The organism is Magnetococcales bacterium (assembly GCA_015231925.1).
Taxonomy (GTDB): domain Bacteria; phylum Pseudomonadota; class Magnetococcia; order Magnetococcales; family JADGAQ01; genus JADGAQ01.
Window position 1 is genome coordinate 1 of sequence record JADGAQ010000074.1, and the last position, 19243, is coordinate 19243.

The 19243-nt window shown below is 61.0% G+C and carries 24 protein-coding genes and 1 pseudogene; 5 read left to right on the top strand and 20 right to left on the bottom strand.

The genetic code is table 11. From position 1 onward, the window contains the following. From HQL56_09760 to HQL56_09785, 6 genes and pseudogenes are all read right to left on the bottom strand, one after another. Positions 1 to 184, bottom strand: a 184-nt coding sequence (locus HQL56_09760; GenBank protein ID MBF0309802.1) for a hypothetical protein, incomplete at its 3' end; no start/stop codon positions are given. Between the two features lie 12 nt (positions 185 to 196). Then, positions 197 to 1591 carry a hypothetical protein gene (locus tag HQL56_09765; GenBank protein MBF0309803.1) on the bottom strand — a complete coding sequence of 465 codons (1395 nt, stop codon included), beginning with the start codon at positions 1589 to 1591 and terminating at the stop codon, positions 197 to 199. Next, positions 1581 to 2549 carry a hypothetical protein gene (locus HQL56_09770; GenBank protein MBF0309804.1) on the bottom strand — a complete coding sequence of 323 codons (969 nt, stop codon included), beginning with the start codon at positions 2547 to 2549 and terminating at the stop codon, positions 1581 to 1583. Before HQL56_09770 ends, HQL56_09765 begins: the two co-directional genes overlap by 11 nt. Continuing rightward, positions 2546 to 2971, bottom strand: coding sequence for a hypothetical protein (locus tag HQL56_09775; protein ID MBF0309805.1), 426 nt, complete (start codon positions 2969 to 2971; stop codon positions 2546 to 2548). Before HQL56_09775 ends, HQL56_09770 begins: the two co-directional genes overlap by 4 nt. Continuing rightward, positions 2971 to 3998: pseudogene (locus tag HQL56_09780) on the bottom strand (hypothetical protein). Before HQL56_09780 ends, HQL56_09775 begins: the two are co-directional and overlap by 1 nt. Positions 3999 to 4008: 10 nt before the next feature. Beyond that, on the bottom strand, positions 4009 to 4374 hold the full coding sequence (locus HQL56_09785; GenBank protein MBF0309806.1) for a hypothetical protein: 366 nt from the start codon (positions 4372 to 4374) through the stop codon (positions 4009 to 4011). A gap of 38 nt (positions 4375 to 4412) precedes the next feature. On the opposite strand from HQL56_09785, the gene HQL56_09790 reads away from it, so the two are divergent. Together HQL56_09790 and HQL56_09795 are read left to right on the top strand one after the other, a co-directional pair. Continuing rightward, on the top strand, positions 4413 to 4691 hold the full coding sequence (locus HQL56_09790) for a BrnT family toxin (GenBank protein ID MBF0309807.1): 279 nt from the start codon (positions 4413 to 4415) through the stop codon (positions 4689 to 4691). After that, entirely contained in the window at positions 4645 to 4983 is a 339-nt protein-coding gene (locus HQL56_09795; GenBank protein ID MBF0309808.1) for a BrnA antitoxin family protein, read from the top strand. The genes HQL56_09790 and HQL56_09795 overlap by 47 nt, the downstream gene beginning before the upstream one ends. Before the next feature lie 9 nt (positions 4984 to 4992). Here HQL56_09795 and HQL56_09800 read toward each other — a convergent pair whose 3' ends face one another. The 11 genes from HQL56_09800 to HQL56_09850 all read right to left on the bottom strand — a co-directional run bounded on the left by HQL56_09800 (position 4993) and on the right by HQL56_09850 (position 15309). After that, positions 4993 to 8841, bottom strand: a complete 3849-nt coding sequence (locus HQL56_09800; protein MBF0309809.1) for a tape measure protein — start codon at positions 8839 to 8841, stop codon at positions 4993 to 4995. 98 nt (positions 8842 to 8939) lie between these two features. Further along, complete coding sequence (locus HQL56_09805) at positions 8940 to 9254, bottom strand: hypothetical protein (protein MBF0309810.1); 315 nt, start codon at positions 9252 to 9254, stop codon at positions 8940 to 8942. A gap of 2 nt (positions 9255 to 9256) precedes the next feature. Beyond that, positions 9257 to 10000 carry a hypothetical protein gene (locus HQL56_09810; GenBank protein MBF0309811.1) on the bottom strand — a complete coding sequence of 248 codons (744 nt, stop codon included), beginning with the start codon at positions 9998 to 10000 and terminating at the stop codon, positions 9257 to 9259. Positions 10001 to 10006: 6 nt separating this feature from the next. Then, a complete protein-coding gene (locus HQL56_09815) occupies positions 10007 to 10420 on the bottom strand; it encodes a hypothetical protein (GenBank protein MBF0309812.1) in 414 nt (137 codons plus the stop codon). After that, complete coding sequence (locus tag HQL56_09820) at positions 10417 to 10632, bottom strand: hypothetical protein (GenBank protein MBF0309813.1); 216 nt, start codon at positions 10630 to 10632, stop codon at positions 10417 to 10419. The genes HQL56_09815 and HQL56_09820 overlap by 4 nt, the downstream gene beginning before the upstream one ends. Then, entirely contained in the window at positions 10632 to 12017 is a 1386-nt protein-coding gene (locus HQL56_09825) for a collagen-like protein (protein MBF0309814.1), read from the bottom strand. The genes HQL56_09820 and HQL56_09825 overlap by 1 nt, the downstream gene beginning before the upstream one ends. A gap of 5 nt (positions 12018 to 12022) precedes the next feature. Continuing rightward, positions 12023 to 12391: a hypothetical protein gene (locus HQL56_09830; GenBank protein MBF0309815.1), complete on the bottom strand. Its 369-nt coding sequence runs from the start codon at positions 12389 to 12391 to the stop codon at positions 12023 to 12025. A 10-nt stretch (positions 12392 to 12401) separates the two neighbouring features. Continuing rightward, positions 12402 to 12761 (bottom strand): hypothetical protein, encoded by a 360-nt coding sequence (locus HQL56_09835; protein MBF0309816.1) that lies wholly within the window; start codon positions 12759 to 12761, stop codon positions 12402 to 12404. Further along, positions 12761 to 13768 carry a major capsid protein gene (locus tag HQL56_09840; GenBank protein MBF0309817.1) on the bottom strand — a complete coding sequence of 336 codons (1008 nt, stop codon included), beginning with the start codon at positions 13766 to 13768 and terminating at the stop codon, positions 12761 to 12763. The genes HQL56_09835 and HQL56_09840 overlap by 1 nt, the downstream gene beginning before the upstream one ends. Before the next feature lie 2 nt (positions 13769 to 13770). Beyond that, positions 13771 to 14145 (bottom strand): head decoration protein, encoded by a 375-nt coding sequence (locus HQL56_09845; protein MBF0309818.1) that lies wholly within the window; start codon positions 14143 to 14145, stop codon positions 13771 to 13773. A 3-nt stretch (positions 14146 to 14148) separates the two neighbouring features. Next, positions 14149 to 15309 (bottom strand): S49 family peptidase, encoded by a 1161-nt coding sequence (locus HQL56_09850; GenBank protein MBF0309819.1) that lies wholly within the window; start codon positions 15307 to 15309, stop codon positions 14149 to 14151. A gap of 110 nt (positions 15310 to 15419) precedes the next feature. Between HQL56_09850 and HQL56_09855 the strand changes: the two genes are divergently transcribed. Continuing rightward, on the top strand, positions 15420 to 15746 hold the full coding sequence (locus HQL56_09855; GenBank protein ID MBF0309820.1) for a type II toxin-antitoxin system RelE/ParE family toxin: 327 nt from the start codon (positions 15420 to 15422) through the stop codon (positions 15744 to 15746). After that, the gene (locus tag HQL56_09860; GenBank protein ID MBF0309821.1) at positions 15743 to 16021 is read left to right on the top strand and encodes a helix-turn-helix transcriptional regulator; all 279 of its coding nucleotides are present in this window, start codon (positions 15743 to 15745) and stop codon (positions 16019 to 16021) included. Before HQL56_09855 ends, HQL56_09860 begins: the two co-directional genes overlap by 4 nt. On the opposite strand, the gene HQL56_09865 is transcribed toward HQL56_09860, so the two are convergent. Beyond that, positions 16002 to 17492, bottom strand: coding sequence for a phage portal protein (locus HQL56_09865; GenBank protein ID MBF0309822.1), 1491 nt, complete (start codon positions 17490 to 17492; stop codon positions 16002 to 16004). The genes HQL56_09860 and HQL56_09865 overlap by 20 nt on opposite strands. Continuing rightward, a complete protein-coding gene (locus HQL56_09870; protein MBF0309823.1) occupies positions 17492 to 17704 on the bottom strand; it encodes a hypothetical protein in 213 nt (70 codons plus the stop codon). The genes HQL56_09865 and HQL56_09870 overlap by 1 nt, the downstream gene beginning before the upstream one ends. Positions 17705 to 17780: 76 nt before the next feature. Here HQL56_09870 and HQL56_09875 point away from each other — a divergent pair, with 76 nt between their 5' ends. Then, positions 17781 to 18041, top strand: a complete 261-nt coding sequence (locus HQL56_09875; protein MBF0309824.1) for a hypothetical protein — start codon at positions 17781 to 17783, stop codon at positions 18039 to 18041. Here the strand turns inward: HQL56_09875 and HQL56_09880 are convergent. Then, on the bottom strand, positions 18036 to 19243 hold a 1208-nt coding region (locus HQL56_09880; protein MBF0309825.1), incomplete at its 5' end, for a phage terminase large subunit family protein. The genes HQL56_09875 and HQL56_09880 overlap by 6 nt on opposite strands.

Below are 19243 nucleotides of genomic sequence, written 5' to 3' on the forward strand. Positions count from 1 at the left end.
TGCCCACACCATCCCGCTCCAGCGTCTTGTTGTCCACTATCAACGAGAAGACTTCTCCGCCCAGCTCCAGGGTCAACGGATCATCCACCTTTACCCTCTGGAAACTGGCCGGGTCGTCCAGCTCCAGAATGCCCGACCACCAGGCATCCCCTTCAGCGTGGCTGAGATGCGCAGATAAAATCATGGCAGGGCTCCATCAGGTGTAGATCAACTCGTCAAACGCCGTCCCCGGCGGAAACGTGGGCACGACCACCGTCGGTGGCCAATAATGCCCGCCGTAGCTCAGTCCCCCAATGTTGAAACGATGCTCCGAGGTCACCACAAACGGCGGATCGGCAACAGGGTGAACCTCACTGAATGGGATGGTTGCCGTTTGAGAAAAATCATACCGCGTCCCTGACGAGGCGGTTGGAGGGTAGCCCCCTGCGCAACCCTCATAAACCCAACCCGCATTCTTCAGGCATCTCACGGCCATTCCGGGAATCACCGCAGGAGGGGTGTTGATCGTCTCCGTCCCGGATTTATAGGCGGACTGCAATTTGTTCACCCACAAGGCTGTCTGTTCGAATTTCGTTGTCCTCACGTACCCACCACAGGAATACGTTGCAGGTGGGTCCCAATGGCTTCGTTTGCAGATCCAGGCGACATCGGGATCCCACTCGTCACAGATCAAGGTTTCGACGATTGTCTCATGGGTGCCTGTATTGACGACCATCCCGGCTTTTGGGGCTCCAGCCGTTATGGCCAGCGTGCCGTTGGTCTGAAGCGTGACCAGCAGGTCGCCGTAGCCGAACCTCTCCTCGTGTGAACCATTCACGGCGGTCCAGCAACTGCTCTGGTTGACTGTCTCGGACACAGTTGCGGTTGCCGTTCCCTTCAAAAGGCCCGTGGTGAGCAAGGTCCCGTTTGTGATGGGATCGTAGTAATAGAACAGGGTTTTCGCATGGTCATACGTTCTGCCCTGTTGGGGCTGGATCGAACCGGTGATCCGATTGACGACACCGTTGTGGATGTCGACGTAATGGATGGTCCCGTCGAAGACCTGCACAAAGGCGAACCGGCTGCCGGAAAGGATCCGGCATTGCCAGAACTTCCCCGACACCCCCAGATCCAACACGGGAGTGAAGGTGACCTGGAAGACGGGAGAGGAGACAACGGCAACCTCATACAGCACACTTCCGCAGATGACGTGGCTGGGAGCCCAGGCGTTGACGGAGACGGATCCGATGCCGACGAGCTTTCCGGGACAGGTGACGGCCTTTCTGCCCTGAAAATAGAGATACGGAGTCGCTTCCGAATCGTCGAACAGGTGGTCCACCGGGATCTTCCATGTGTATTTGTGCTGGCCTAGCTTGCAGAAGATGCCGTAGCCTCCTTCGAATCGCGTCACCGGCTCGCGAACGATGTTCGGGACCAAGATGGTGAATGGAGGAAAAGGCGGCGGCAGGATCTGTCGGGTTTCGTAGTAGCTTCTGTCGGCAATGCCGTAGGTGACGGAGTCGCCCTTGACCCGAACGAAGCAGAGGTAATCCTCCTTCTGAGACCGGTTCAGGATCAGGGAGACCACGTTTGGACCGAGATCATTGGCCATTGGGATAGTTCACCTGTCTGGTGGAGCCGTTTGGGCCCCGTTCCGTTACCGAAACCCACTTTTCGAAGCTGCCGATCTGCTGGCCGCTGTCGTCCCGGATGGGAACGGACATGGTCTGCAGGGAGGCCGACTCCACCGTCCAGACCTCGTTCGTGGGCGCTCTGGCGGTTTGAAGTTGCTGGGCGGGCTGTACGGAAACTGCGGGCGTTCCGGAAGGCCAATAGCTTCTTTCGAAGCTGGCGGTGTCCGATTTGCCCGCTGGGGACAGGGCGATAAGCCGGACGGGAGGCACTTCGGTGGCATGGATGTCGCCGCAGGACCAGGCTTTCTGCATCTCGATGAAATGCTCTGGCGAAACGACGGACTCTCCGCTGTCGTAGAGTATCTCGAAAAGCGAAAAAGCGGGGCGATAACGCACCACCATCGCCCCGATGGCCTCACCGGGGCAGAAGAACTCCCCCCTCTGCCGGTCGTAGCGCGGAGAATCAATGCTCTGCCCCTGCCGGTTGCGGAAGACGGTCTTCTGGATCACCTCCACCTCGGGCTGATCGTAGAAAAAGCGCAGCCGTTTGCGCACCTCGCCGTTCCATGTGAGATCTTCCAGGACGGAATCGCTGCGGCGTCCCAGGCTGAAGGCGGTATTGACCGTCACGTTCTGGTTGTCGAGGATCAGGCTCCTCGGTCCGTTGTCGACCAGAAGGGTCAGCCCCTGGGAAGCGGTCCGGGAGCAGAAGAGTTTGACCCGCTTGCGCCCTGGCTGCAGCATGTCGAGAGGGACGAACGGCCTGTTCTGGTAACGGATCTTGTTCCAATCGTCCACCTGCACCACAAACTCGGGCCAGGCGACGCGAACCGGGGCGGCACCGCCCTGGTCGTTGTCGTCGGTGACCAGTTCAAAAGGGGCATCCGTCTGCAAAGAGCCGAACTGCACCTGGATGCTGGACGAAAGAGTGGTCATAACAGCTCCCCTCCAACCCATGCTCTCACGGTGGATTCGGGAGAAATCGGGTTTGTTGGCGGCAAAAGCGAATAGATCAGCCGCTCCTGTTTGGCGATTGGATTCTTGTCCAGGATGGAAAAAGGCAGCTGTTCCTGCCTTTCGACCATTACGGCGAACCCGATCCGGATCGACGCCGCAGCCTCTATCGGGCACAAATACCGAATTGGCAGCAACTCTTGCCGACAAACGTCGGATCCGACCCGGATGAGAGCGTCCGTTTCGATGGGCGTGTTGCCGAACAAAACCGCCACCCCGTGATCGACGTATCGATCTCCAAAGGCCAGAACGGTTTGGGCGTTTGTGGCATTTCCGAAGAGCAGCTGGGTGTCGATGCCAATGTCATCCCCGAACAACAGCCGGGTTTGTCCGGTGACGAACATCAGAGCGACTCGCCGTTGATGGCCACGACGACGCTGTTTCCGGCCAGGGAGCCACAACCGGGTGGCACCTCGTGGATCATCCAGAACGGGAAGGCAGCAGGGTGGTTTTGAAGGAGAGGGTGTTGCCAGCCACCCAGGATCCGCCCCATCCCCCAGCGGGGAGAGTGAAGCAGGGCCTGGAGAAGGTGGCATTGATGGGAGAGAAGTCTGCCCCGCTGATGTTTCCACCGCCCATTGCGCCCAAGGTGTCACCAACACAGGTGAAGGCGAAAGCCGAGGTGAAGGTGATGGTCCAGGTCTGCTCGATGCTGCCGATGGCATCCAGTACCAGGATATCGGGGCTATCGCCACTGCCGTTCCAGCCATCATACGTCCCGGCGGCAGAGGAAAGGCTCCAGTCGCTCACCGTAGCCGCGATGGTTCCGGCTTCGATGCAGGAGGAGACGAAGGTGTCGACGGCGGCGTAATCGTTGTCCAAGGCCTGCCCTTCGGCAAAGGTCAACGTGGCCAGATCGCCGTTCCAGGATACGGCGTTGGAAGAGGCCAGCCGGAGGAATTCTGCCGTGCCGGCGAGCGCACCGACGCTGGGTTTGTTGGAAATGCGGATCAAATCCCCGTTGCGGAAGATGGCATCGACCGCCGCTTCCGTGGCCACGGTGATGGAGGTGGCTCCGAGAGTCGCATCGGCATTCAGTCGGCCACAGCCGTAGAGTCTCTCATCCCCAGTGAGATTGCCCTGGGTATCGGTTTGGGTCCCTGGGAAGATCGTCACCCGGTCGCCCGCCTGGGTGGGCGAGGCGATGAAGATCCGGGCGGAAGTCAGGGGCAGATTTTCCGTGCTGGCGACTTTGCGAAAGAGCTTACGGTACCGTGTGATCCCGGCGGCACGCTCCGCCTCGGAGATGTTGGGCAGGACGTTGTTGATGACGCTGTCGGCAATGGCCGTGGTGCCCATGCGACCGCCGTTGGCGGCGGTGTCGTTGCGGGTTTGGGAGGCGTAGAGCTTCAATTCAGAGGAGGTAATCATCGGACAACTCCTATACGCTCATGAGGCGGAGGGTACCGGTGAACAGGTCGTGGTGAGGCCAGAGGGGTTTGAAGGAGATGGCCGGGGGATCCTGGTGGCGGAATATCACCGGCCAGGACTCTGTCCCCCAGGTCAGAACGAAGACGGCCCCTGGTTGGGCGGCCATGACCTGAAGAACCTGCACCTGCTCGATGGTTAGCCAGGTGGTGTTGTCTTCTGCTTCCAGGGTGATGGGGCGGCCTTTCTGAAGCCCCTGCGACCAAGTCACCAGGGTACCTCCCAGGGTTCGGCCCACCTCCTGGGCAACCGGGGACCAGTCGTATTGATCGGTCCATTGCAGGGAATCGGGCAGAATGAGGTCGGAGAGGGATTTCATGGTTGCATTGCCCAATAAATGTTACTACGATGAGTGATATGAAGATCACCTACGACCCCAATAAACGTGAAAAGACCCTTGCCGAACGTGGGCTCGATTTCTTGGACGCCCCATTGGTGTTCGCAAACCCTGTCCACCAATTTGAGGATATTCGGCGTGACTATGGGGAGCAGAGGATGATTTGTTATGGAATCCTGTGTGATCGTTTAGTGGTTGTAGGATATGTTCAACGTGGGGAAACCCGTCACATCTTTACCATGAGGAAGGCCAATGAGCGGGAACAGATGCGCTATTGGGAGCGACTTGGCGAAAGTTGATGCCCACGTCATTACGCCCGAAGAATACGAGGAGATTCCAGAGATGACCGAAGCCGACTTCGGACGAGGAGTCTGGAAAATCGGTGAACACACGATCTCTCCTGAAGAGGGCATGGAAGCCTTTCGCCAAGGATTGAGACGTGGCCGCCCCGTGGGCAGCGACACGAAGGTCTCCACCACGATACGTTTTGACAGCGAGGTGATCACGGCCTTTCGGGCTACCGGCAAGGGTTGGCAGACGCGGATGAACGATGCCCTGCGGGATTGGTTAAAGTCCCATTCCGCTGCCTGATCATGCCCGTTAGGGCATCCCCCGTTGCACCTCCTTCAGAGCATCGACCAGTCGGCGCACTTCATGACGAGGGCTGGTCAGGGAAGCGGAAGGGCGTCCGTTCATGGTGAGGTCCAACCGGACCACACCTTCGATCGGGGGCGCACCCGTGGCCACGGAGACCGGCAACTTGGGCAGTGGCGGCAGGGAGACGTGATTGACGATGCCTCCCTGTCGGAAGCGGGGCAGCCACTGTCCCGGATCCAGTCGAATGGCGTTGATGGCCTGCATCAGGCCGGTTCCGTAGCGGGCCACCGCTTCCTTTCGTATGACAAACTCCCCAGCCTCCAGCAGCGCCGGGATGCGGTCTCCACCGCCATAACCAGACAGCCTGCCACCACGCACCAGGCCCACCGCTCCACCCAGAGCGTGTGCCTCCACCTGCCGCATGGTGATAGTGTGGGTGGAGGTGGTATTGCGTCCCTGGAGACCGTCCACTTGGGAAATAACCTCCGAGACGTTGGAGTCCACGGTGTGGCGGGTGGCCAACTGCAGCTCCTCCAGGGAGGCAAGCCGCTCCTGGAGTCCCTGCACGGCTTTTGCGGCCTCCGTGGTATCCAGTTTGAGAGCGGCTTCCGGCTCGATGGTTCTGGCATAATCCCGAACGGTATCGAGACTGGTTTTGATACGGGCCGTCAGTTGGCCTGCTCCTTCCGGACTGCCGCCTTCCTTCAACCGCGCCGACAAACGATCCATTTCGGATAGCGCCTGCTGCAGATCCAGCTGAACCGGCAGCAGAAGGGCTTTCTGGGGCAGTAATCGCTCCATGGCCAGCAGATCCTGCTCCAGCCGGGTGGTGTTGGCTCCGATCTGCAACCGATACTCCTGGCCGAGTGCGGTGGTGAGTCGGGTGATCATCTGATCCAGGGCATCCATTTCCTTGAGAGCCTTGGCCAGTTCGCCATGCACCTGGGTGTAGGCTTGGGCATGGGCTTGCCCCTGGGCTTCGAGGGCCTGTTTGGTGATGGCGGCACTCTCCTTGATCTGCTGTTCCGCCGTCACCAGGGTCTGCTGGGTGGAGAGGACCACCCGGTCACCACGTTTCACTTCACCTGCGGATTCTTCCGCCAGGGAGGCCGCCTTCTCCGCCAGTTGTTTGCCGCGTTCGAACTCTCCCTGCTGCACGGCAAGCCTCGCCTCGGATTGCAACCGGGCGATCTCCGTCTGCCGGGAGGCATAGAGCTGCTCTTCGGTCAGGCCTTTTTCCCGCAAGCGCCGGATGCGCTCCTGGGTGGTTTCCGCAAGGCTGCGCAGATCTTCCTGAACCTTTCTGGAGGCCTCCAGATGGCGGTTTTCCTCCTGGATCAGGGCATCGATGTGGCGGGCGTAGTCGTTTCGCAGCCTGTCCAGGGTCTCCCTCTGGGCAGAGAGCTTTTGCGCCTCCAGACGATGGGTCTCTTCCCCCATGCGTTTGGCAATAGCGATTTTGCGCTCCGACTCCTGATTGGCCAACGCCAGGGTCTGGGTGTTGTAGAGGGTCTGGGCCGTCAGTTTGGAACGCTGCTCCTGCAAAAAGAGCGTGGTTGCCGCCTTCAACAGATGGCTCTCGGAGAGTCCGATCACCTGATCAGCCGATTGCCAGCTCTTCTGGGTGGAGGTGACCGCCTCCAGGGCGGCAATGCGCCAGCTCTCCAAGGCCTGCCTGCGCTTCGCGAAGGTGATCTCCCGGGTGGCGCTTTCGGCCTCGTGGGCGGCAGTGACGGACTGGCTCACCTCTTTCCAGACTTGCTCCTCCTGCTGTTGCACCTCCCGGATGCGGCTTTTGTGCTTGTTGAGGGACTCATCCACCTGCCGGATGCGCTCATCCACCGCCTGAAGCACCTCCACGATGCGGCTGTAGGCCCCGGTCTTGTTGCCAAAACCGGATTGAATGGAGCTGATCTCCCGCAGGGCCTCCAGAATGCCGTCGGTGTAGGCACGGGCCTTCTGTTTGCCCTGCTCGAAGCTCATGCTGCCCGATTCGACTGCCTTCTGGAGGTCGAGAACGGGCTTTTCCAGGTTTCCGGAGCCCAGTCTGCCTCCGGCCTCCCGCAATTGTTCCACCATGGCGGCGAACTGGGCGAGACGCTCCCTGGCCTCCTGGGTTTTGCGGTTCTGCTCCTCCAGATCGCGGGTGGCGATACGGGTGTGTTCATGCCAGGCGACATAGGCCACCCCTGCAACGGCCAGGGCCGCACCCAGCGGGGTTTTGATGAAGGCCCAGGCTGCCGCCGTGAAAGTTTTCACCGCCGTGGTAACCGTTCCGAGGACCATGCCCAGGCGCAACAGCACGGCATCTTTCAAAAAGAGCAGGGCCTGAGAGAAGGTGCCTGTGGCAATAGCGGCACGCAGACTGGAAGCACCCACCGCCGTCAGGGCGGTGGTGACCATTTCCAGGCGCATCAGCCGCAGAACACCGACCACCACGAGCAGTTCCTTGCCCCAGGTGGACACGTAGCCCGCCGTTTCCAGGGCGGTCTTGCCAAATCCTGCCATGGCTTCTGTAAAGGAGGCCAGTTTCTCCATGGCGACACCCAACATCCTGCCGAGTCCGGCCAGGGAGTCCTGGATCGTGGTGCTTTCCAGTGCCTTGGCCATGGTCTTGGACAGCGTGCCCAAGCCCTGCAGCAACCCACCATCGGTAATGGTGGCCTGGGCTCGGAGGATGGCATTGCCCAGTCGGTTGAACTGGGCCTGGGCGGAAGCCGCTGCGGAAACGGCTGCAAAACCGTAGGTGCGCTGCAACTCGGCAGCGAATTTGGGCAAAAAATCATCGGCGATGACGCTGCCCGTCAGGAGCATCTTGTCCAGTTCGGCGGTGGTCACCCCCAGAGCACGGGCTGCAATCTGGAAGGCCCCCGGCAACCGCTCGCCGAGTTGCCCCCGCAGCTCTTCCGCCTGCACCTTGCCTTTGGAGAGCATCTGGTTGAGGGCCAGAAACACGCCCCGGGTGGTGTCCTGGGAAAGTTTGAGAGCCGTGGCGGCCGTGGCCACCGCTTCGAACATCTCCCGGCTTTTGCGGCCCTCCATGGAGGTACCCTTGGCGGCGGCGGCCACCTTGGCATAGGAATCGGCAGCCACCTCCAATCCCAAACCCAGCCTGTCGGCCACCTGGCCGACGTAACGGAACTCTTCCGCCGCCTGGGCGGTGGAGCCGGTGACCGAGAAGAGAACAGTGCGAATGCGGTCAAGGGCCAAGCCGCCTTCGAGGGTGGAACGGGCCATGGCACCCATGGCGAGGAGCGGCAATGCTGCGCCCAGTCTCTGGAAAATACCCTCCGAGCGTCCAATGCTGGTTTGGAGGTCAGTGTGCTTGCTGGTCAAGTTGCCGGCAGCCGCTGCCAGGGTATTCTGCCCCTTGATGTAGGCCTCCATGGCGCTACGGGTGGTTGCCAACTGCTGTTGCAGTCGGGCTTTGCCAGCCACCAGAGCCTGGGTGGAAACCCCGGCCTGGCCCAGACTGCGGCGCAACTGCTCCAGCTCCTCTCTCTGGGCCAGGAACCGGGTCTTCATCTCCGAGGCCGCCGCCTTGGCCTGGGCAAAATCCCGTACCATCTGCCGGGTGGGTTGGGCCACCCCAGTCATGGCCTGGGCCAGATCCGCCACCCGGACTTGCGCCTGCCGAAAATCGCCCTGGGCCTCCAGCAGACGCATCTTCAGAGTCCGAAAGGCCTGGATGCCACCCAGAGCCTGATCCATGCGTTTGGCCTGGGCTTCTGCCGCAGCCGTCATGGCCCGCAGACCGGAATCCATCTGACCCCGCATGCTGCGCATGGCGGTGCTGAAGTTTCCGAGATCCGCCGTGATGTGGAATTCGAGCGTGGAAGAAAGGGCGGTCATGGCGGATCAGGACTCCGAATGGCTCTCGGCCAGCTCCCGGCAGCAGACCAGGAAGAAGCCGAAGGGATAGTCCATGGCATGGGGGTGGCCCAGGCGAATCAGCCGGGCGAGGACGAAGTCGAACTGCTGGAGACCGCCCGGCTGACTCGGGCGATCATGGCGAAAAAATCGGCATTGACCTCCTTACCCGCCTCCAGAAGCAGACGCACCTGGGAAGGCCGCAAGGCATCCATCCCGGCATCATCCAAACCCGTCATGAGACGCAGCAAAGCCAGGGAGCAGCCCTCCAGCAGGGCCTCATCCACCAGATCGGGGGCGGACAGATCGATGGAGCGAATGAAATCCCGCACCTCGCCCACCGTCAGTTCCCGCACGGTGAGGCTCACGCCATCGAATTCAAGCGACTTTTCCATGATCAGACCTCTACCTGAACCAGACGAAAGAATTTGGAGGTGCCAGCCCCGGTTTTGCTGGCATCCATCAGCACATCGAACTTGAACTCCAGGTTGCCGAAATTGTCCCCCACCAGGCTGACGGCGGTGGGCGCGTTGCGCACCCGCCAGACATCCAGCACCACCGGGGTGCTGTCGTTGGCCTGGTTGAAGCCGTCGAAGGAGATGGAGTAATCTTTTCCCGCATTCAGAATGGCCTCCACGCTGCGGGCTGCACCGTAATCGTAGTCGAGGGTGATGGTGTCGCCGTTGCTCATGGCGCTGGTGGTCGGGAGAATGCGAATGCCACCGCCCAGAACCTCGTAGTCGGTTCCGGCTACCAGGGTGGTGACCCCTTTCTTGACCACCACGCCGGAGAGACCCACCCCACCGTTTGCGGTGCGGATGTAGCCCCCCTTGTAGGCAAGGTGGCTTTCGTCGGTGATGCTGCCGCTGGCGATATCGCCGGTTTCGCCAAAGGTGGCCAGGGCGAGATTCTCCACATCGAAACTCTGCGCCGTGATGGCGAGCGTGACTTCCTTGATCAGGGTGATGGAGTCGGCCACACCCCCACCGGGGGTGGTGAAGTTGGCGAGGGTCTTCTTGTCCTCGCTCACGGTCAGCTCCACCTTGCTGATGTCGCCCAGGTAGCGCATGGGGCCGGTGCCGTCGGCGGGACCGATGAAGGTCTTGCCCCCGCCGATGAGGGTGAGAGTCGATTTGGCCATGGATCGTCATCCTTCCGTGTTGAAGACGAAGGTGGTGGCGAAAGCCACCGGGAAATAAAAAACCCCGGCTGGCGTCCAGTCGGGGTTGTGGGTCGAGGGCACCCGTCGCAGGGGTGCGAAACGTCTGTCGGGAGGCTGCCAGCCCGCCAGAGCGGAGATGGTACGAGAAATCATTCGTCCTGCGTCATCGGCATCCCGCACCGCCACCGCTGCAACCCAGCGCTGCTCGACTTTCTGGCTCTTGCCGCCGCATGCCTGTTCCTCCGGCCGGTCTTCCTCCAGGAAAACCGAGACGGATTGGGAGATGTCTGGATTCTCGCCAATGAGGGGTTTGCCCTGCATCAACTCGACAGGAACCCTCTCCAGAACCTCTTTGAGTCGGGAGGCGATCAGACCGCCCAAGGCCAGGTAGTCGGTCACGAAGGCATCTCCCATTGTTCCGGTGGCATCGGTGGGACGAAGGTCTCCGTTCCGGGATCGTATTGGCTGCCGACGACAATCGGCGGCTCCTCGTCTCCAATAATCTCCCGCAGGAATCGGCCTCTTGGGGGCGCGTAGCTTCCCCGGGTGCCGTCCCAATCGACAACATTTTCGACCAGCCCTTGCGGATCGATAACCGCCCAAGTCGTCATCAGGATCCTCCGCAATAGGTAATGATCATGGCGTAGCCGTTGGCGCCGGATCCTCCGGCCCCAGAAACGGCGGGCTCTGTCGAGGCGCCTCCACCCCCGCCACCACCACCGGGAAACCCTCCCGCTCCACCGTTGCCGCCGGGTACCGTTCCGGCGACATCTCCCGCACAGCCCCCACCACCGCCGGAGCCTTTGAAAACGCTTATCCCGGCAGCACCATTGCGGGAGGCGGAGGTCCCGGCAGCTCCGCCATACCCATCGTGGATGAAGGAGGCCGGAGGCACTCCCGACTCCATGGCGTAGCCGCGTCCTCCCGCACTCGCCGTAGTGGCCGCATTGTTGGATGCATCGAATCCGGACCCACCCCCGCCACCGCCAGGGTTGCGAGGTCCGACCGCACCCCGGTAGTTTGGTTGGTTGTCATTGGTGGTGTAGGTCCATCCACCGCCACCCCTGGCTGCAGTGAGGGCGATGTAGCCGCCGATGTAGGCCCCGTTGGTGACACCATCCCAGGCCCAGACTTTGGTGGGAAGCGGCGTATAAGCGTTGCGAGTGGTTTTGCCACCCTCGCTCGTACCGTAGGTGCTGCCGACAGCATACGGCCCAAACATCGTAGTACCTCCGGCACCACCGGGATTGCCGTCTCCATTGCTGGTTTTTGCCGCCCCACCCGCACCTCCGGCACCGATGGTGACGGTCTCGGTCCCCCCGAATAGCGATGCCGAAATCATCGGCCCAGTCGTCAGGTCCAACACCTGGCCACCATTGCCACCGGCACCACCGGAACGCAGACCGGAGGCGGCTCTTGAGCCGGAGCCGCCTCCATCGCCGCCGCCGACCAGATACACCTGGACCCAAAGCGCCCCTGGAGGCTTGACCCAGCTCCCGGAGGTCGTAAACTCCTGGATATTGATGCCGTAAGCCACGATGGCGACGTTGCCACCCGATCCACCGTTCGTGATGCCGATTCCAGCACCAGCGGCCAGGACGCGGGCATTTTCCAGACTGTTCGAAGCCGACCAGGTCACATAGGGAGCGGTCGTGTCGGCATCCTGCCCCGCCGGGCCTTGAGCGCCAATCGGACCTTGGGAACCTGTGGGGCCTGGGGGACCAACCGGGCCTTCCGGACCAGAGGGACCTGTGGGACCTACAGGTCCTTCCGGACCCGTGGGACCAACCGGGCCTTCCGGACCCTGGGCACCTGCAGGGCCTGTTTCTCCCTGAGGGCCTGGAGCACCGTCCAAGCCGGGCTCACCCTGTGGCCCCGGCAGGCCGCGTTCCACGTTCCTCAGGACGATTTTTTCTTCCTGAATCACGATGCGAACGCTGTCTTGCCGGAGCACGTGCAGAGTGTCCTGACTCGTTCCAACATGGAGAGTGGTCATGGCCTTCAACCGTTGCGTCGTGTGACATCCGGGAAAACGGACAGCCTGCCGCTTACCAGGGTGGTGACCTTGGGGGGAGTGCCTGGAATCACCCTCTGCAGATCGTAGAAGAAGGTGCCGGGCTCGATGGTTTCGGTTTCGGTGGATTCCAATGTCAGAGTGCCAATCCCCAAGATCGCATCCGGGCCAGGAGGAAAGATCACCCGTTTCTGAAAAACGGCCTCTTGGTCCGGGTCGGCCAGGTTCGTTTTGAGGGTGAACCAGAGTTCGTGCCCGTTGATGTCAATGGGGGTGCCGTCGTTCTCCTCGAAGGCGAAGAAGACCACCTTGGTGTCGCCCCGAAAGAAGGAGGAGATGGAAGGATTGCTGGCCATGCTCTGTCCTTCAACAGGTGGAAAGACGATCCAGGGTGAGGATGGCAGAACCGCTGCCATCCGGATTGACCTCACGAACCCGGTAGGAAACCCCGGCCACCGTCACCTCATCGCCCACCAGGGGGTCGAAGCCCAGGTCCGCCGGGCGCAACTCCAGGGTGGTGCGAGGAACAATGGCTTCGAGGCCGTTGTCTCCCGAGCCCATGAGGGAGACGTTCTCCCGCTGCTCATCGAGAATGCCGATCACCTCGATGGGGCATCCGGCTCGTTCCGGGTGATTGCGCAGGGATGGAAAATAGACCACCGGGACGCCAAAGGCGTCCCGGCAGGCTTGCTGGAGAATGGCGACAGCTTCTTGCCAATCGCGCATTACACCGTAACCTTGACCAACACCCCAGGCCGGTGGCACATGGGCAGGGGGTTGCTCTGGGTGTGCAGATCGGTGCCCCGTTCGAACTTGCGCGGCTCCTGTTTGGCATACAGGGGCTGCCCCAGGGTGTTGACCGACTCGTTGAAGTCCGCCGGGGCGAAGTAGGTCGCGAAGGTCTGCGCCGTACCGAGCGGAAAGGCGTGAGCCTCTCCGGAGGCGATGAAGCGGCGGACATTGCCGTCCGGGTCGGTAGCTTGGCCCCGGTACTCCTCGAAACTGATTCCGGCAAAGGTGAAGCCTTTGCGGGCATCGGAGCGGAGCATCTCCCCCTGCTGCCACAACTCCCAGGCTTTGATAACTTTGGAGTGGCCAGTGAGAGTGTCAAAAAACTCCGGCGACACCAGGCAGTGGATGCCGGTCATGAACTCTCCCAGCAGGTTGTCTTCGATATGGCGTTTCAACTCCAGGCACTTGGCCTTGACGTCGGTGCTGGAATTGGAGAGTTCGAACGAAATCGTCTTGGGGGTGATGCCGAACTCCCCGTAGAGGTCATAAAGAGTGGAGCCATCGGCATCGAGGATGATTCCCTTGAGTGCGCCCATGCGCAGATGCTCCAGGGTGATGGCGTGTTTGTCCCGCATGGATTGCAGATGCATGGCCAGGACATCGGCCACTGCGGTCAATTCGGTTTCCGAACCGAAAGCACGGATGCCTTGCACCTCCTCAGGCAGGACAATGTCGTCATGGGGAATGTGGGGGATCATGAACGAACGCACTTTGCGCTTGCCCCGCACGCCCACCGTACCGGCAGCCCCGACAGTGGCGGTGGGCAGCAGAGACAGCACCCCATTGCGCTCTTCGATGGCGATATTGCGCACCCGCACCGGTCGGGCGGGCATCAGGCCCAGATCCTCTACCCGGCCATAGCGATTGGGCAGGATGTTGATGGCGGCGGTTAACGCCATCATTCCGAAGGCGTCCTGGGAAAAGGGATTGGTGGAAAACATGGTCAGGCTCCTTTGCGGATGAGAATGCCAATGCCCTTGAGGTGAGCGATGGCAGCGGATTTTTGGTTGGTGGTGATGCCGGCGGGCCAAACCAATGCGACATCCGCGACGAGGGCATGGCGAGTGACCATCACGGCATCGACATCCGCACTGGTGGCGTTCACCGCCTGGAGCAGTACCCCGGCGGCGGTTTCCGTGCCATCGGTGGCGGCAGGATCGAGGGTGTGGACCTTGCCATCGGCGGTCTTGATGCCGACCACTGCTCCCAGGACGAGATTCTGGCCGCTGGCCACGGTGACGGTGTCTCGGCTGTAAAAGCTGGGGGCCTCGTATTTGAGCAGGTCGCCCAGGTTGCTTCCTTCGGAGATGACAGCCATGATTTACGCTCCTCCCTGGGCAGCACGTCGGGTGGCCAGATTGCGACAGGCAGTGACCACGGGGTTGGTATCGAGTTGGGCGGCGGGTTGAATGCGGGTACCGTCTCCCGGCAGGAGCTGGGATTGGATCTCCGGCCCGGTGGCACGGCGGGCCATCAATTCCTTGCGAACCTGGGCTTCATCCAAACCGCGAGCGATGAAATCGCCTGCCAACTGGGGTGCGTCGGCCAGGGTGCAGAGATCGAGAATAGCCTGTGCTTCATGCTGAAACTGCTGACGGCTTTCGACGCGAATGGCATCGAGGTCCGGGATGACGGTTTCCGCCGCCGGGATGGGTGTCTCCATGCGAAACTCCTTCTGGATGGTAAGTGTGGTACGAGGGGGATGAATCGCTGCGGAAAGGTCGGCAAGGGCGTCACGGAGAGTTCCCACCCGGTCGGCCAGTCCGGCAGCCAAGGCATTGGCTCCGAAATAAAGCCCGGCCTCTGTGGCACGGGCTTCCTCTTCGGTCATATTGCGATTGGCAGCCACGGTGGAGACAAACATCTCGTAAAGCCGGTTCACTTCGCCTTGCAAACGAATGTGGGCTTCGCCGGACAGCGGTTCGTGACTGGAGAAATCGTTCTTGCGCGCCCCGGCGAAGACGGTGGTATAGCGCCGCCCCTCCTGGGCGTCCCGCTGGGATTCATCCACATGGACGGCGATGACGCCCACCGATCCGACCCCAGCGGTCTGCGGAACGTAGATGCGTTCGGCAGCGGACGCCAGCAGGTAGGCTGCCGAGAAAGCATCGTCGGCCAATGCCCAAACCGGCTTGCCCTGTCGGGCCTCACGAATCATGGCGGCCAGGTCGAACACCCCGCCGACCTCGCCGCCGGGGCTGTCGATATCCAGCAGAATGGCCTTCACCGCTGGATCGGTGGCCGCATCCAGAATCATTTCCTCCAAGAGAGCATAGCTGGTCAGGCCGGAGGCGGCCTCCACGGCACCCACCCGTTTGGCCAATGTGCCGTGGATGGGGATGATGGAAATGCCGTTCGGGGTCACGATAGGCCCCTGGTGTTCGGTACGGCCGGGCGGCTCGGTGGTCGGGCCGACGGCATCGATGCCGATGCGCTGCCCGATCACCGACAGGATGGTCTCAAGCCGGGCGCGCTCCACCATCAGAGGCGTTCCAATGATCCGAGTTGCCAATCGTGAGAGATAAGCCAAGGTGACCTCCTGTAAGAACTTTAAACTTGCGGGAGTAATCTCAAATTTGAGATAATGCCCCCATGAACTGGCGCGTCGAGTTTCTCAATCCTGCCGTGCAAGAAGAGGTCGATTTCTGGCCGATGGATATGCGTGCCAAGCTGACACGCATCATTGATCTAATTGAAGATTTTGGACTGCACCAAGTCCGCGAGCCTTATGTGAAGCACTTGCAGGACAGGCTGTGGGAAATGCGGGTCAGTGGGCAGGATGGTATCGCCCGCGCCATTTACGTTACGGCACGAGAAAAACGCATCGTCATCCTCCATGCCTTTCGCAAAAAGACCCAGAAAACCCCTGCCCAAGCCATCCGTTTGGCCATGGAACGGATGAAGGAGTTGGACTTATGACCATTCCCTTCGAAGAAAGCCGAAAGAAGTGGGCCTTGGACCCGGCATTCAACAAGGAGTATGAACTGCTGGAACCGGAATTCCGTCTTGCCAGGAAACTGTTGGAAGCGCGGTCCAACGCAGGTTTGAGCCAGCAAGAATTAGCGCGTCTCATGGGCACCAGCCAATCGGCAGTTGCGCGATTGGAAAGTGGCCACCGGCCCTCCATGAAAAGCTTGGAACGTTATGCAGAAGCCGTTGGTATGAGATTGGAAATCAGCCTGGTTCCCCGTTGAATGATGCAGGGGAAACAGCTTCCTGAACGGCAGCTCCGGTGCGGGTTCGCCGTCTGGGGTCGGAATCGAGAAAGAGCCCCAAACGATCGGCCCGTTGGTTGGCCGCCGCAATCTCCCGGTCGATCTCTTCGGCGTCGTAGCCATAGGTAGCCACCGCTGCATCGCGACTGATAAGTCCAGAGCGAATTGCCATGATCACGGCGTTGAACTCCTTTTGCGGATCGACCCAGGCCCAGCCTTGCGGAATCCATTTTGCGGCCAGGAACTCCCGGCGACGTTTGGTGTAGCCGGGAGCATCCAACGCCCCCGACAGCACTGCCCGATCCATCCAGCGTTCCCAGACGGGGCGGCAGAACTGATGGATGATGACGCTGCGCTGCCATTGCTCCATGCGACGGCGAAACTCCACCATTCCGGCACGAATGCTGGAATAGTTGACTCCCGAAAGGTCGCCGGTAAGCTGTTCGTAGGTAACCCCGATGGCCACCGCTACGGCTCGGAGTTGTGTTTTCATGAATTCCCCGTACTGCCCACCCAGATCGGCAGGTTCCGAGAACTTCACATCCTCGCCGGGCAGCAACACCTGCATGGTACCAGGCGTCCAGGTAACCGGGGTGGCCCCATGCTCGTCCGGGACCGCGCCATCCTCCCCGGCCATGGCGAACTCTGGCGAGGGTTTGGTGATGAACCCCGCGATCAGCGCCGCTGTCTTCTTGCGTACCAGCTCGGCATCGTCGTATTGATCCAGCTCATGGAGTTTGACCAGCGCCTGGGTCAGCCAGGGTTCTCCCCGGATTTGCCCAGGGCGCAAGGGGCGGAACAGATGGATCATCTCTGACGCTGGCACCGGCACCGGATCGCCGAACAGCCCACCCCCTGCGGCACGCTCGCCGGGGTGCTCCCTGTAGAGGTGGTAGGCGACACGTCCGCCGATCTTGTCGAATTCGATTCCCGCACGGATACGATTGCCGTTGGGCAGATCGCGGTTCAGGGTAAAGGGGAGATGCTCCGGCTCCAGGAGTTGGATTTGCAGCGGCACAGCCAACCCCTCACTGGGATCGCGATCCCGCAGCCGGGCCAACACCTCGCCTCCTTCCACCATGGCCCGAACTGCCAGGGCCTGGAGACCGTAGAATCCCTGTACTCCGTGGGCATCGGCCTCCTTGGTCCACTCCTGCCAGAGGGCGTGGACCTGTTCCTTGAAGACGGTGTCCGGATGGGTGGAACGTGGTTTTATGCCTGTGCCCACCAGATTGGACACCAGGGAGTCCACCCCGTTGAAGGCCCAGGCGTTGCGCCGCACCAGATCTCGGGAACGGGAACGCATCAAATCGGCATCCCGGAACAGCAGAGAGTTCACCCCCTCCTGACCGGGTTGCCAGTTGGACAGGCGGCGACCGGAAGCTGCCGCCTCGTATCCCGCCTTGCGGGAAGGCATCCCCCCACCAAGTAGTCTGCGCCAGAAGCCCATCAGAGGTCTTTCTCGCTGCAAACGCGCAAATGCCGCAGGATGCGGCCATCCCTGGTGCGGGCCATCTCCCGCTCCAGCAATTCAAGGACAGTCCTGGCCTGGGTGAGATCGAACTCCAATACCTTGTCGCCATGGGAAATTCGCCGTTGCAGGCTTTCCAAACGTTCCAGAAGCCGATCTCTGCGCAGTTGCAGTTCGGCGAAAGTAGCCATAGAATAGTTCTCCACCACCCCGGATGAGATGTTTATAGACTATTTACTTGATATCTTTTTCAGGTTTGGAAGACGCATGAATGAGATTGTAGAACATCGCAAAACGGCACGTGTACTCACGATCGTGGACAACCAGATCCAGACTGGAACACCATCAATCACCCTGGAGACCTACAACCGATTGACATCTTCTGGATTCAGCGACGATGAGGCACGCAAACTGATCGGTACCGCGTTGGGGGCCGAAATGGTGATGATGCTGCGGCACATGGAACCGTTCGATTTGAACCGCTACACTGCGACGCTTCGGCAACTGCCCCGCGTGAGAGCCTCATAGCATCCACGGGGAGAGGTAAACCCGGCGCTGCGGGCGTTGCATAACCGGTTTGGCCGATGGTTTGACATCCACCTCTTTCAGTGGAATATCCGCCAGCCGGTCCGCTTCAAAATTCAATCGCAAACCCATGCTTACCAGTCCGTTGAGAGCAGCCAGAGAATAGACTCTGGCATCAAGCGCTTCATTTCTGTCGGAGTCTTTTTTGCGCCATTCTCGGACGGGGCGGCCCTTGACGAACCGGGTGGCAATTCGCTCGGCGGTCAACTGGCGAAACCATTCGGCGTCCCGGTCCATCGGAAAGTGCATGTAACCGGGCCCCGGCTCTTTGATCCGCAGCCGGGAGTAAACGGCCTCCTTGATGCTGTCCACGCCGATCACGAACAGTGGCACCCGGCCCTTGTTGTTACGGGAAGGGCGTCGTGGCCAGATGGGCACTCCCATGCCACCCCGACCTTTGATGGCCCAGATGCGCCGATCCTGCCGGTTGCGGCAGAAGGCGTAGGCCGCCAACGTGTGGTGCCCACCGGTATCCAAAGCGGCAGCGCGAATGTGCAGATCCGGCATCTGCCGGGCATGGGGAAAGGGATGGCGCAGCAGGTTGTCCAGATCCTGCCAAACCGCCGGACCCGAGGGATCACCCGACAACACCCGGTAGTCCACCGACCAGGACTCTTCGTCCTTCCCCCAGCCAACGATCTCGATTTCCAATCGGTCGTCCTGCACGTCGATTCCGGCGGTGAGAATGACAATCCCGGCAGGCAGCCATTGCCCGAACGCCTCCCGCCGCTCCATCAGCCCCTCGCCATCGAGTTGCTCAGCATCTTCCTCCCAGGTTTGGCCGAGTTTCGTGTTCACCCAAACTTTCAGACGGGCCGGATCCCGATAGACCTCCCCATGTTCCACGGCGATCTGTCCCCAGGAGACCCAGCCCAGCGGACTGTACAGGCTCGACAGATGGAACCCGGCGGTGGACGACACCCCAGGGTTCTCGGCAATCCATTTTCCCCGATCCAGCATCCAACCCTTGCGGTGTTCCGGGATGATGGCCTCACAATGCAGGCAGACGTAATGGGCCTTCTCCCGCTCTCCCTCTGGCCAGCGCACCTGCTTCCATTCCAAAACCTGGAGTTTCTCGCAGGAGGGGCATGGCACCCAATACCGCCGCTGGTCACTCTCGTTGTAGGCCGCTTCCACCCTGCTGA

Bases quoted from the DNA above. Each gene is read 5' to 3' on its own strand.
- HQL56_09845 (MBF0309818.1), bottom strand. From the start codon at position 14,145: ATGGCTGTCATCTCCGAAGGAAGCAACCTGGGCGACCTGCTCAAATAC.
- HQL56_09800 (MBF0309809.1), bottom strand. From the start codon at position 8,841: ATGACCGCCCTTTCTTCCACGCTCGAATTCCACATCACGGCGGATCTC.
- HQL56_09835 (MBF0309816.1), bottom strand. From the start codon at position 12,761: ATGCGCGATTGGCAAGAAGCTGTCGCCATTCTCCAGCAAGCCTGCCGG.
- HQL56_09770 (MBF0309804.1), bottom strand. From the start codon at position 2,549: ATGACCACTCTTTCGTCCAGCATCCAGGTGCAGTTCGGCTCTTTGCAG.
- HQL56_09805 (MBF0309810.1), bottom strand. From the start codon at position 9,254: ATGGAAAAGTCGCTTGAATTCGATGGCGTGAGCCTCACCGTGCGGGAA.
- HQL56_09785 (MBF0309806.1), bottom strand. From the start codon at position 4,374: ATGAAATCCCTCTCCGACCTCATTCTGCCCGATTCCCTGCAATGGACC.
- HQL56_09875 (MBF0309824.1), top strand. From the start codon at position 17,781: ATGAATGAGATTGTAGAACATCGCAAAACGGCACGTGTACTCACGATC.
- HQL56_09775 (MBF0309805.1), bottom strand. From the start codon at position 2,971: ATGTTCGTCACCGGACAAACCCGGCTGTTGTTCGGGGATGACATTGGC.
- HQL56_09795 (MBF0309808.1), top strand. From the start codon at position 4,645: ATGAGCGGGAACAGATGCGCTATTGGGAGCGACTTGGCGAAAGTTGAT.
- HQL56_09810 (MBF0309811.1), bottom strand. From the start codon at position 10,000: ATGGCCAAATCGACTCTCACCCTCATCGGCGGGGGCAAGACCTTCATC.
- HQL56_09840 (MBF0309817.1), bottom strand. From the start codon at position 13,768: ATGTTTTCCACCAATCCCTTTTCCCAGGACGCCTTCGGAATGATGGCG.
- HQL56_09790 (MBF0309807.1), top strand. From the start codon at position 4,413: ATGAAGATCACCTACGACCCCAATAAACGTGAAAAGACCCTTGCCGAA.
- HQL56_09830 (MBF0309815.1), bottom strand. From the start codon at position 12,391: ATGGCCAGCAATCCTTCCATCTCCTCCTTCTTTCGGGGCGACACCAAG.
- HQL56_09855 (MBF0309820.1), top strand. From the start codon at position 15,420: ATGAACTGGCGCGTCGAGTTTCTCAATCCTGCCGTGCAAGAAGAGGTC.
- HQL56_09850 (MBF0309819.1), bottom strand. From the start codon at position 15,309: ATGGTGGAGCGCGCCCGGCTTGAGACCATCCTGTCGGTGATCGGGCAG.
- HQL56_09860 (MBF0309821.1), top strand. From the start codon at position 15,743: ATGACCATTCCCTTCGAAGAAAGCCGAAAGAAGTGGGCCTTGGACCCG.
- HQL56_09765 (MBF0309803.1), bottom strand. From the start codon at position 1,591: ATGGCCAATGATCTCGGTCCAAACGTGGTCTCCCTGATCCTGAACCGG.
- HQL56_09865 (MBF0309822.1), bottom strand. From the start codon at position 17,492: ATGGGCTTCTGGCGCAGACTACTTGGTGGGGGGATGCCTTCCCGCAAG.
- HQL56_09825 (MBF0309814.1), bottom strand. From the start codon at position 12,017: ATGACCACTCTCCATGTTGGAACGAGTCAGGACACTCTGCACGTGCTC.
- HQL56_09870 (MBF0309823.1), bottom strand. From the start codon at position 17,704: ATGGCTACTTTCGCCGAACTGCAACTGCGCAGAGATCGGCTTCTGGAA.
- HQL56_09820 (MBF0309813.1), bottom strand. From the start codon at position 10,632: ATGACGACTTGGGCGGTTATCGATCCGCAAGGGCTGGTCGAAAATGTT.